This is a genomic window from Acidobacteriota bacterium, from assembly GCA_038040445.1.
Classification (GTDB): domain Bacteria; phylum Acidobacteriota; class Blastocatellia; order UBA7656; family UBA7656; genus Onstottus_A; species Onstottus_A frigus.
Window position 1 is genome coordinate 219,772 of the sequence record JBBPIG010000004.1, and the last position, 12,055, is coordinate 231,826.

Below are 12,055 nucleotides of genomic sequence, written 5' to 3' on the forward strand. Positions count from 1 at the left end.
GGCTTCCCTTCTTACTTGCCTTCCAACAACCGGGCCGCCGCCTCGATCTGCGACGCGAGTGACTGAATCGCCGCGCTCGCATTCTTGACCCCCGGCTCGACCTCGTTCCAATTCTTTTCTTCGATCGCTTCGCGCACTCCTGGAATCGTCTTCACGCCGTAGCCGGTGTAAAAGCCCGGCGCGTAAATCTGATGTCTGAACCACGGCCGCCGGGGGAGGCCTTGCTCACTGGTCAGCTTCCTCTCGGATTGATAGAGCAGTTGGTTGAGCGACTTAGCTTGCTTCACCTGCTTGAAGCCGCTCGCGCTAGCTCTTCCAAGTGCATCTTCATACCTGCGGGCGCTTTCACCGAGCGATTTCACGGCCGACTTCAAAGGCGAGAGGTCGATATCTCTCTGCCGCTTTCCTCCCATCGTGAGCTTGTAGATTTCATCCACGTAGCGGCCTATCGTGTCCGCCAGATTAGTGAACTCAAAAGGCAGCACGTCAGCGCTCGCAAGCCGCATCACGATCGTGCCGTTCACTTGAGACAGCGCGCGGCCGTGCTCAAACGTCGGGTCGCCGAACTTGATGTACCAGGCGAACGAATCGTAGACCGAGTGATAAATGCCGCCCCCGCCATCCCCGCCGAAACCCGTATTCATCGAGGCGATTCCCAGGTGCTGAAGAAACGGCGTGTAGTCCGAGCCCGAACCCAGCGCGCCGATGCGAAGGTCCGCGCGCTCGTTCAACTCTTTCTTGTCTTCGTCGGTTCGCGCTTGCTCGACGCGGCGCTCCTTCATCGCGTCCCAGACAGACCTCTTGGCGCCCGGCTGCTGCACATCGCGCGCGACTTCGTTGATGAAGCGCTCAAGCGAATGCGACCCACCAACGTTCAGCCGCCCCTTGCCGGTGCTGTCCGAGTTGAGATATGCCACTGCCTTTTGCTTGAGCTCATCGGCGTGAGTCTCAACCCATTCAGTCGAGCCCAGCAGTCCTTGCTCTTCGCCGTCCCATGCACACATGATGATCGTGCGCTTTGGCCGCCAGCCCTGCTTGAGCAGCTCGCCCAGCGCGCGGCCTGTTTCCAGCACCGTCACCATTCCGCTGGTGGGGTCCTCCGCGCCGTTGACCCACGCGTCGTGATGATTCCCCGAGATGACCCACTCATCGGGATAGGCGCCGCCCTCGATTCTTGCGATCACGTTGTAGAGTGTCTTCATCGACCAATCGAAGGAGACTTTCAAGCGCACACGCGCAGGTCCGCCGCCGATGTGATAAGTGATGCCCAACGCGCCGCGCCACGCATCGGGAGCAACCGGGCCGGTCAGCTCGCGAAGCATCGGCAATGCATCTCCGTATGAAATGGGCAGCACTGGGATCTTGGTTATGACCTCGGCTTGTTCGCGAGGGATTCGCCGCGCGCCTTTGACCGCGCCCCAGCCGGGCGTCAACGGATCGCCCGGATGAATTGGCATATCCATCACCGATCCACGCTGGGCGCCTTGCTCGGGCCGATAAGGTCCTTGAGGGAAAACGTCTCCTTGATAGTAGCCGTCGTCTTTAGGATCGGAATAGATCAAGCAGCCGATCGCACCGTGCTCGGCGGCCACCTTGGGCTTGATGCCGCGCCAGCTCCCGCCGTAGCGCGCGATCACTATCTTGCCTTTTACGTCGACTCCAAGCTTCGCGAGCTCTTCGTAGTCGGCAGGCACGCCGTAGTTCACATAGACAAGCTGCCCGGTCACATCGCCGTCTATGGAATAAGCGTTGTAGGTCGGGAGTTGATTCGCATCGCCCGAGTCCGGGTCTTCGGCGATTGCCGGCTCTTTAAGCCTTGCGCGGAAGTGTGTGGGCTCAAGCATCTCGAGCACACGCTCGGTCGGAGTCGGGAACAACACCTCGAACTCTTCGAGCTTGGCGTTGATTCCCCATGACTTGAACTTGTCGCGAATCCACTCAGCGTTCTGCTTGTCATAAGCCGAGCCGGTGTGATGAGGCTCGGCCGACAGGTGCTTCATGTACTCGCGCAGAAGCTCCGGCTTGGGAAGGGCGCGCATTTTCTCTTCCCAGTTGCTCTCGACCGCCGAGTTGGCGTCGGTGAACCCGCGGAGCGAGCGGGCCTTCCCGTTTGTCTGTGCTGCAACTGTGGGAGCCAGACCGTTGAGAGCGATGACGAAAGACGCAACTATGCCGGTGATTGTCTTGAGCGTGTGACGGTGCATTGTGATCCTCCTGAGTTGGACGGCAAGTATATCCACCGCACACCGTGGGGTGCAATCTCGCCGAAGACATCGCCTCATGGACTCCCGACCGATTGTTAGGATACTCAATTGTGTTAAACTTCAGGGCAGCACGCGAGTTTGTTGAATGAAAGTTATCAAAACAGAAACTAAAAGTCAGTCTACCGCGACGCGAGGGAAACCAAAGCGCGTCGCCGTTTCATCGGGGCGGTCGCATCCCACCAACGGGAAGGGATCACCCAACGAGATCGCGCTTCGGGCCTGGGAAATGACTTACGCGAATCGCGAGCGTGTGCTGGGAAACCTTGAACTGCTCGGCTATAGCAGTCTTGTCAGCGCCACGCGCAAGGCAATCAGGAAACAGCAAAAGGTCAAATCTCGCAAGCGACGCCTCGATTAGCTTCAAGGCTCAATTCGCAGGGATCCTCCAAAGGCTCGATGGCGACCGTTACATACGACACATCAGCGATAATAGCGTACAAACCCACCGAATTCCCTTCCGGTTTCCTTATGTCTGTTGTAGTGATTCAGGAGCTGACTGCAGGAGCTGCAGATAAGTCAGAGGTTCAACAATGGGACGCTGCACGACGCGCCTACGAGAAAGCGGGAGCACTGCTGGTCCCGACGGGCGAAGACTGGTGGTTGGCAGGGAAAGTGCTCAATTCGCTCTTGCGAGGTCTGAAGTCTAAATCCGGCGGCCGAACGCCCCGGCTCTCCGCATCCGAAAAGCAGCGCATCGTTCGCGATGTGTTGATTGCACGCACGGTGCGTCGCGCCGGCGCTTTGCTGGTGACCGAGAATCTGCGCGACTTTAAGATGATCAGGCGCTTCTGCGCCGTTCGTGTGATCAGCGGAGCGGACTATTTTGGTCGCAGATCTCAGTGACCTCCGCGAAGAAACTCAATCATCGGGCTGGCTGCGAATCCGGTGGGCAAACGCCTGATGCTGACTCTCGTTGCGCTCTCCGATAATCGAGACTTCTGTCGTCAATTACTCAACCAAAGGTGGAACAACTATGGTCAACGCACGCGCTTCAAGGGTTCTTCTCTTCGCTTTGATTCTAGTTCTGTGCTCATCGGCGCTTGGTCAGTCGAACATCGTCACCGCGATTAAATGCGGGCGGCTAATCAACCCCGTAGACGGCTCGGTCACCGCGAATGCCGTCATCATCGTACGCGGTGAACGTATCGAACAGGCCGGCGCGGGCCTCAGTATTCCCAGCGGAGCGAAGATCATTGATCTCTCGGCTTACACGGTCTTGCCGGGGTTGATCGATTGCCACACTCACGTCTTGCTTCAACCTGAAGACGAGAAAGGCGCGCCGCCCGTCGTCACCAAGTCGCAAGCTTTTCGCACCGTGCAAGGAGTCGCCGCTGCAAAACGGGATCTGGAAGCCGGGTTTACGACCATGCGCGACCTCGACAGCGAAGGCGCGGGCTTCGCCGACGTGGCTATTCGCGATGGGATCAATCGGGGAATCATTCCCGGGCCGCGTCTTTTCGTCTCGACCTACGCTCTCACGATAACCGGCGGGCACATGAATAATGCCGGGCTGAACCCGGACATCGCGATTCCCGAGCCTGCGACGCTGACGGACTCACGCGACGCGATGATCGCCGAGATACGACGCGAGGTGAAGTACGGCGCCGACTGGATCAAGCTCTATGCAACGGGCACGCTTCGACACGTCGATCCGGTGACGCTCGAATCGCTCAGCCAGGTGTCGCTGGACGAAGTGAGAGCCGTCGTCGCCGAAGCCTCGCGCTGGCGTCGCGACGTTGCGGCTCACGCTTACGGAGGCGAAGGCGCGAAGAACGCGATTCGCGGCGGCGTGCGTTCGATCGAGCACGGCATGTTGATGGACGACGAAACGTTGAAGCTGCTCGTCGAGCACGGAACCTTCTGGTGCCCAACGTTGTCGGTTTACCTGCCCGAGTCAACAGAGGACAACACTGAGATGCGCCGCCGAATAGTTGCTCATCACAAAGAGGTCTTTCAAAAAGCGATGCGAATGGGGGTGAAGATTTGTTTCGGCACGGACGTGGGCGCCTTCGAGCACGGGACCTCGGCGCGTGAGTTCTTGAAGATGGTCGAGTACGGGATGAAGCCGATTGATGCAATTCGGTCGGCGACAACGCGCGCCGCGGAATTGCTTAGGATGGAAAAGCAGATCGGCAGCGTGGAAACTGGAAAGCTTGCGGACATCATCGCCGTGGAAGGCGATCCGCTGGCTGACATCAACGCGCTGACTCGCGTGACGTTTGTAATGAAAGGTGGAAAGGTGTTCAAATTATGGTCTTCTATTGCACGAACCTGGGTAATGGTCCTGTAGGGACGCAGCTCTGCCCCGGGACTACGTCGGGTAGCGTCAGCGGAAGAATCACGGCAGCCGACGTTATCGGAGGCGCGGCAGCACAGGGAGTCGCTGCGGGAGAGTTCGCCGAAGTACTGAGAGCCATTCGCGAAGGCGCCGTATACGTCAACGTGCATACAACCCTCTTCCCTGGAGGCGAAATCAGAGGCCAGCTCACACCGGGACCTCAAAAGCCGTAATCACTCATAGTCGCGAGCCGGATGGCCGCGGAATTACCGATGAATAGAGCCGCTCTTCTGAAACTTCAGTCGAGCGGCTCTGCTGTTTTCAGCGAAGTTCGCCTGGATCTTTCTTTAGGTTGCTCATCCTTCCGGATAAGGCGCACCCCACTTCCCGGCGAATGCAATCTCGCCAATCGCCTTGCGCTCGCGCGAGGCGAGTTCTTTTCCGCGTAGCTTTTCGTCCAGTTCACCAAGGTTGCCCCGATAAGGATAGCCGATAGCAATCATCGCAATCGGAGTGAAGCCTTCCGCAATTCCAAACTCACTTCGCGCGCGGTCGGCGTCGTAGCCCGCCATCGGATGAGCCGCAAGTCCCAGTTCAACCGCTTCCAACAACAGATTCTCCGTGGCGAGTCCTGTATCGTGCTGCGCCCAGCGATTGGGCTTACCGCTTTGCTCGAAAGTTTCGCGGGCAACGGACAACATCAACACCGGAGCCTTGCGCGCCCAGGCGTTACCCTCGGTCAAACAGTCTCGGGCCTTGGCGAGCGCGTCCAGGTCAGATCCATCAAACACCAAAAAGCGCCTCGGCTGATCGTTGAAACACGACGGCGCCCAGCGCGCCGCTTCGAGCATCGTCAGCACTTTTTCGCGCTCGACAGGCCGGCCTTCCTCGAACGCTCGCGGACTCCAACGACGGGGCATCAGTTCGTTGATGGGATAATCCGTTTGCGCCGGCTTCTCGGGATAGATCGATACTACGTCTGAAGACACAGCGGTGAAGATGTCATCAACCTCAACTCCAATGTGGCGAAGGTGACTGGCCATATGCATGACGTAGTCATCGAGCACGAACCCGAGCGACATCGGCTCTGACCCGCCGACGCTCAGGGTGTGCGCCCAGGCAGCATCGGGCGCTGATTCACCGGCGGCCAGGAGCTGCGAGTTTCCCGCTCGCCACCACGCTATCAAATCATTCCAGTCGCGATTCTGATAGCCATGCAGCTCAACCCATCGGTCGCCGTCGTAACCAGGCAGCGCGAGATTGTCTTCGAGTTGCGCGCGCACTATTCGTTGATGATTGTTGGCTGCGGAATCAATCAAGTGACCCAGTTCCTCCTTCGCCGACCAGCTTTCAGGCGAGAGCTTGACGGCGGCGCGTTCGCGTGAAGTTGCGGCGAGGCGCCCAGGGACTGCGATAATCGCGTACCGAAGCTGCGCTAAGCCGCGCGGCGCGAAGAGAGGTTCTTGCCGGTTGTGTGGTTCTTCGCTCATCTGACCTCGTTGTGGTTACGTCATCTTAAGGACAAATGATTTGTATCACGTCGACTCTTTGGCAGCCAGCGCTTTGGACCGAGCCGATCAAGGTGATATTTAGGCTGTGGCGATCAAGGTGATATTTGGACTGCGCCGCCCTCATTCAAGCCGTTTGTCATTCGTGCGTTTGGCGGCGCTTTGGCTTCGCGGCCAGGCGAATATGTGGAAGCGAAGCACTCCTACGAATCGCGGCAAGAAACAAAACGCCGCCCGTGGATGCTGGCGCCTGCTGGCTTCGTGCGGCGCGGTCCAAAGCCCCGCAGCAATCAAGGAGCGCCTCGCTTCCCCGTATTCGCCTGGCTCCGAAGCCAAAGCGCCGCCAAACGCGCGAATGACAAACGGCTTGAATGAGGGCGGCGCAGTCCAAATGTCAGCTTGATCGCCACGAGTGTCGGTAGTATTCTGCGGTTCTTCGCGAGTTGGTTTCGTCAGCCGAATTAACTTTCCATTCCGAGGTTAACGATCTCTGTGAAATTCGTCTTCTCTCGAAAGGTCCACTATGCCACGATTGATGATCGCTCTCTTGATAACAGTTATCGCCCTGCCGCCTCTGGCTGTTGTCGCGCAAGAAAAGCCGCAGGATAAAACCATCAGCGCCCGCACCGTAGGCCTTCAAAAGCTCGACGGCTACGTCCCGCTGTACTGGGACGCCAACGGCGGAAAGATGCTGATGGAGATCTCGCGCTTCAACGCGGAGTTCCTCTATCAAGTTTCGCTTCCGACCGGCGTCGGCTCCAATCCTTTGGGACTCGACCGCGGGCAGCTCGGAGCTTCGCAAGTCGTGCGCTTCGAACGCATCGGGCCGAAGGTGTTGATGATAGCGGCGAACTATCGTTACCGCGCGATATCGCCGGAGGCCGCCGAACGCCGCGCTGTAGAAGAATCATTCGCGCAATCGGTGTTGTGGGGATTCAAAGTCGAGGCCTTGGAAGGCGACCGCGTTTTGGTTGACGCGACTGCGTTCTTTCTGCGCGACGCACATGGCGTGATCGACCGGCTGCGGCAGGCGAGACAAGGTCAGTATCGCCTCGATGAAACCCGGAGCGCGTTCTTCCTTGCGCGCACGAAGGCCTTCCCGAAAAACACGGAAGTCGAAACCATTTTGACGTTCTCATCCGACGGCGACCCCGGGCCGCTCGTGCGTGAGACCGTGCCCTCGCCTCAGTCGCTAACCGTCCGCGAACACCACTCGTTGGTCGAACTGCCCGGCGATGGCTACAAACCCCGCAAGCTTGATCCGCGAGTGGGTGTGCACGGCATAACCTTCAACGACTACGCTTCGCCGATCATCGAGCCGGTCGAGAAGCGCTGGATCGCGCGTCACAGGCTTCAGAAGAAAGACCCCACCGCGGCCATTTCCGAGCCGGTGAAGCCGATCGTCTACTACGTCGACAACGGCGCGCCGGAGCCGATTCGCAGCGCGTTGGTCAATGGGGCGGCGTGGTGGAACGCGGCGTTCGAAGCCGCCGGTTTCAAGAACGCCTTTCAAGTGAAGGTCCTGCCGGAAGGCGCGGACCCGATGGACCTGCGCTACAACATGATCAACTGGGTGCATCGCTCGACTCGCGGCTGGTCATATGGAGGAAGCGTCACCGATCCGCGAACGGGTGAGATCATCAAAGGCAACGTTACCCTGGGCTCGCTAAGAATTCGACAGGACTACATGCTGGGGACCGGTCTGATTCCGGCGTTCGCAGCCAACGGCCAGGGTGAAGGCGAGTGTGAGTTCGGCGCGGCCGCGGATCTGGACTACCTCACGGACCTCGATCCCGCGACCGATGCGGCGGCGATGTCGCTGGCACGGATACATCAGTTGTCCGCGCACGAAGTCGGGCACACTCTTGGGCTGGCGCACAACTTCGCGGCGAGCACTTATGGCCGCGCCTCGGTGATGGACTACCCCGCGCCGACGGTCGAAATAAAGAACGCCAAGTTGGATCTGTCAAACGCGTACGCGGTGGGCATCGGCGCTTACGACAAGTTCGCGATCAAGTACGCCTACTCCGAATTCGCTCCGGGCGCGAACGAATCGGCTGAGCTTGAACGCATACTGCAAGAAGGCGGTGCGGCGGGGATGTTGTTCATCTCGGACGCGGACGCGCGCCCGCCTGGCGCCGCTCATCCGCTTGCGAATCTTTGGGACAACGGTGACGACCCGATAGCGACGCTTCGACACGAGATGGAAGTGCGACGCATCGGGCTTTCGGAATTCGGATTGAAGAACATTCCGACGGGCACCCCGTTGTCGTTGCTCGAAGCCAGGCTGCTTCCGCTCTACTTGCATCATCGCTATCAGCTTCAAGCGGCGGTCAAGTCCGTCGGAGGAGTCTACTATACCTATGCCGTGAAGACGGCTTCAGGAGCCAATCCTGCCAAGGTGCAGGAAATCGTTTCGCCCGCGCGGCAGCGCGACGCGCTCGCCGCGGTGTTGGAGACGATAAAGGTTGACGCGCTCGCAATCCCGCCGCGAATACTCGATCTGATTCCTCCGCGGGCGTTCGGTTACGAGGGCGGAACTACTGAACTGTTCAGCAAGCGAACCGCCCCGACGTTCGACCCCATTGCGGCGGCCACCATCGCGGCGGACTTTGGCGTCTCGGGATTGCTCGATCCGAACCGAGCCGCGCGGCTGATCGAGTTCCACTCACGCAACGGCGCGAACCCCGACTTCAAAGAAGTGGTCGACGCGTTGGTCGGAGCCACCTGGAAGACCGCAACACCGAAGAACGCTTATCACGCGGAGATCGCTCGCGCGGTGCAGAGCTTGACGGTTAACCAACTGATGGAGCTTGCGGCTGATTCCGCCGCCTCGACGCAAGTTCGAGCCGTCGCAACGGAGACACTTCGCGGATTGAATTCCTGGTTGAAGCTTCCGGCCTCGGGGGCGAGCAACGCCGCGCATCGAAACGCCACACGCGAAGACATCGAACGTTTCCTGGCGCGCCCCGATGCCACGCGCAAGCAGACTCCGCCGTTGCCCACGCCACCCGGCGACCCAATCGGGTCGAAGGCATCCAAGAACTAACCTGAACGCAGAAGGAGACCTCAAACACTATGCCGTACGCCGACAACTCTGGGGTGAAAATCTACTGGGAGGAGCAGGGAGAGGGCGACCCGATTCTGCTCATTATGGGGCTGGGCTACACGATGGACATGTGGTATCGCACTGTGCCCGCCGTCTCCAAACACTATCGGACGATCAGCTTTGACAACCGCGGCGTTGGGCGCACCGACGTTCCTCCCGGTCCTTATCCCATTGCTGCGATGGCTGCGGACGCGGCCGCGGTTATGGATTCAGCGGGAGTGACTCGCGCGCACGTTTTTGGTATATCGATGGGTGGAATGATCGCGCAAGAATTCGCGCTTCAATATCCGGAGCGCACGCGTTCGCTCATTCTAGGTTGCACCAGTCACGGCGGACCACAGTCGGTGCTGGCCGATGCGGAAGTGATCACCACGCTGATGGCGAGAGGAACAATGTCCGCCGAAGAAGGGATTCACGCGATGATCCCTTTCATCTACGCTCCCTCGACTCCGCTCGAGCGGATTGAAGAGGATCTCGAAATCAGACGGCGAACGTTCCCGACGGCTCAGGGCTACTTTGCGCAGGTTCAGGGAATCTTTGCGTACGAATCTCTCAACCGCCTGTCTCAACTCAAAGTGCCCACGCTGGTCGTGCACGGCGAATCAGACCGGTTGGTTCCGCCCGAGAACGGCCGGCGTCTTGCGCGGCTAATAAGCGGCGCGAAATTGGTGATGATCCCCGTTGCAAGCCACATCTTCCCGACCGATCAACCAGACGCGGCTCATGACGCGATCCTGGGTTTCCTCGCCGAGCAAAGCGCAACGTAAGAGTGTGTAAGAGTCAGACTTCCCGGGAATCCCCCCAACGGAGTTGGGGGATCGTTCATACTCAGCCTACAAGTGCGAGGCCCCCGCCGCTTCCCTCCTGATTCCTCTTTCGCGCGCCACTCGCGGCGTGAGTGGCGCGCGAAAGAGGAATCCCGAAGAGAGGGAGTAGACCCTTTGGCTGTAGGCTAGGTATGAACAATCCACCAACTGCGTTGGTGGGATTGAACAGCGACGCTCAGCGAAGTGTCAGGCTGTGACCCTCGGCCGACGGGAGCGAAACTCGAAGCAGCGTTGCAAGCGTTGGAGCGATGTCTCGCATATCTATCTGACCCAGGTCACGGCCCGCCGCGATGCCAGGACCGGCGATGAAGAACGATGAGTTCATCTCGGCTACATCGGGCGCGTAACCGTGGGTCCCTCCAGGTCTGACTGCCCCCGTCGCCGGCCCTTGAAGCTTCGAACCAAGCCGATAGCCCGATCGCAACGCAACAACAAATAAAGCATCCGGGAAACCACCCAGCCCGCGAGCCGCGGCGCGATCGACGACTTTCGCTACGCCCGATGCCGGGTCGCTGGCCAGCCGGTTCAGGACTTCGCCCGCGATCTTTCTCGCTTCACTGTCGGCTTCATCACGAAGCATGATTCCGGCCGAGCCCCCTCCGTACCAGGCGAACGCGCGCCAGGATTTTACTTTTCCTTGCTCGTTCAACTCGATCAGTCCCGCTTCGCGAAGCGCCGAGTTCAAATTGACTTCTTTGTCGGTTAGCTTGAAGCCATGGTCCGACACCACGCAGATGATCGCGCGGCCGTTGCCGATCTTCTCGGCCGCCTGGCGAAGCTGACCGACGATCGAATCTATCTTCTCGAGCCAAACAAAGGTCTGCGCACTGTAAGGACCACTTCGATGTTCCTCGTCGTCGAGGCTGCCAAAATAAGAAAGATGAAAACGCGGCTTCTTCTTTTCGAGAAGGTAGACATTGAAAAGCGCGCGTCGAACGTCGCCCGCGACAGAATAGTCGTTCCCATCTGTGTAAGGACCGACGGCGGCTTCGGCTTCGCGCAGAAGTCCCGGCGTTGACAGCGCGCGAATCACCTTGCGGTCTTCAGCGTTGTCGGCGCGCCAGTACTGAGCGATGTTGAAGCTGATGTTCGCGCCAACTGTGACCGGCCAGTCTACGCTGGCTGTCGCGATTCCGGCCTTCGCGCATGCGTCCCACAGGGTCGGAACTCTTATGTCCTCGGCGTACCAGTACCAGCCGTTCAGGTTCTTGCTGTAGGGATCGAACGGCGAGTTGGCGATGACGCCATGTCTGGCCGGAGAGACGCCGGTGACCATCGTCGTGTGACTCGGATAGGTGACGGTTGGCAGCACACCGGTAACCCCGGAAGCGTAAGCGCCCCCGGCAACAAGCTTTCTCAGGTTCGGAATTTTTAAGCCGTGCTTGTCGGCTTCGAGCACGTAGTCCGGCTTCAACCCGTCGATCGAGATAAGCACGACGGGCACGGCGGCAGGATTCTGCGCCTCCGAAGCGAACCACATTGGCTTAATAAGAGTCAGCAGCAAGCTCGCGAACACGATCCTTCTCATTCATACCTCCGGGCGGCGTAGACCTGTGAGGGCGGCCCTCCGTGGCCGTACTCGGCGCCGATCACTTTTACCGCAACTAATCGCGTTTGGCAAAAAACAAAACGGGGGGAGGGCGGGCCACGGACGGCCGCCCTTACAGGCGTTCCTGAAAAAGTTCTTGACGCGATTCAGGTATTTCTAGTATTCTGGAAATATGAACAGCGAGGGGACGGCACGGTATGCAGATATGTTCGCGGCGCTCGGGGCCGAGCCGAGACTTCAGATAGTCCGGCTCCTGCTCTCAGCCCACCCGGACGGGATGATCGTCGGCGACATCCAAACCGAGCTTGAAATACCAAACTCGACGCTGTCTCACCATCTCGAAAAGCTCAGGATGGAGGGGCTGGTGATCGCGCGGAAAGACAAGCAGTGGTTGTGGTACTCGGCAAACGCCGACGCGCTTCAAGACCTGCTCGGTTTTCTCTACGCCGAATGCTGCACACGCAGCAAAGTGGTCGAACCGGTTAAGATCACTTCTCCAAAGGCCCGAAGGTAGACGCGA

At 59.2% G+C, this 12,055-nt stretch carries 9 protein-coding genes; 6 read left to right on the forward strand and 3 right to left on the reverse strand.

What is annotated here, in order from left to right; genetic code table 11:
- Positions 1 to 11: 11 nt before the first annotated feature.
- Positions 12 to 2,204 carry a transferrin receptor-like dimerization domain-containing protein gene (locus AABO57_06320; protein MEK6285338.1) on the reverse strand — a complete coding sequence of 731 codons (2,193 nt, stop codon included), beginning with the start codon at positions 2,202 to 2,204 and terminating at the stop codon, positions 12 to 14.
- A gap of 145 nt (positions 2,205 to 2,349) precedes the next feature.
- On the opposite strand from AABO57_06320, the gene AABO57_06325 reads away from it, so the two are divergent.
- The 3 genes from AABO57_06325 to AABO57_06335 all read left to right on the forward strand — a co-directional run bounded on the left by AABO57_06325 (position 2,350) and on the right by AABO57_06335 (position 4,554).
- Positions 2,350 to 2,622, forward strand: coding sequence for a hypothetical protein (locus AABO57_06325; GenBank protein MEK6285339.1), 273 nt, complete (start codon positions 2,350 to 2,352; stop codon positions 2,620 to 2,622).
- A gap of 38 nt (positions 2,623 to 2,660) precedes the next feature.
- Complete coding sequence (locus AABO57_06330; GenBank protein ID MEK6285340.1) at positions 2,661 to 3,107, forward strand: type II toxin-antitoxin system VapC family toxin; 447 nt, start codon at positions 2,661 to 2,663, stop codon at positions 3,105 to 3,107.
- 130 nt (positions 3,108 to 3,237) lie between these two features.
- Entirely contained in the window at positions 3,238 to 4,554 is a 1,317-nt protein-coding gene (locus tag AABO57_06335) for an amidohydrolase family protein (GenBank protein ID MEK6285341.1), read from the forward strand.
- Positions 4,555 to 4,898: 344 nt separating this feature from the next.
- Here AABO57_06335 and AABO57_06340 read toward each other — a convergent pair whose 3' ends face one another.
- The gene (locus tag AABO57_06340) at positions 4,899 to 6,032 is read right to left on the reverse strand and encodes a nitroreductase family protein (protein MEK6285342.1); all 1,134 of its coding nucleotides are present in this window, start codon (positions 6,030 to 6,032) and stop codon (positions 4,899 to 4,901) included.
- Positions 6,033 to 6,573: 541 nt separating this feature from the next.
- On the opposite strand from AABO57_06340, the gene AABO57_06345 reads away from it, so the two are divergent.
- Together AABO57_06345 and AABO57_06350 are read left to right on the forward strand one after the other, a co-directional pair.
- Positions 6,574 to 9,099 (forward strand): zinc-dependent metalloprotease, encoded by a 2,526-nt coding sequence (locus tag AABO57_06345; protein ID MEK6285343.1) that lies wholly within the window; start codon positions 6,574 to 6,576, stop codon positions 9,097 to 9,099.
- A gap of 29 nt (positions 9,100 to 9,128) precedes the next feature.
- Positions 9,129 to 9,926, forward strand: a complete 798-nt coding sequence (locus AABO57_06350; protein MEK6285344.1) for an alpha/beta fold hydrolase — start codon at positions 9,129 to 9,131, stop codon at positions 9,924 to 9,926.
- A gap of 235 nt (positions 9,927 to 10,161) precedes the next feature.
- Here AABO57_06350 and AABO57_06355 read toward each other — a convergent pair whose 3' ends face one another.
- Positions 10,162 to 11,514: an ectonucleotide pyrophosphatase/phosphodiesterase gene (locus AABO57_06355; protein MEK6285345.1), complete on the reverse strand. Its 1,353-nt coding sequence runs from the start codon at positions 11,512 to 11,514 to the stop codon at positions 10,162 to 10,164.
- 193 nt (positions 11,515 to 11,707) lie between these two features.
- On the opposite strand from AABO57_06355, the gene AABO57_06360 reads away from it, so the two are divergent.
- Positions 11,708 to 12,049: a metalloregulator ArsR/SmtB family transcription factor gene (locus tag AABO57_06360; protein ID MEK6285346.1), complete on the forward strand. Its 342-nt coding sequence runs from the start codon at positions 11,708 to 11,710 to the stop codon at positions 12,047 to 12,049.
- The last annotated feature ends 6 nt before the right edge of the window (positions 12,050 to 12,055 follow it).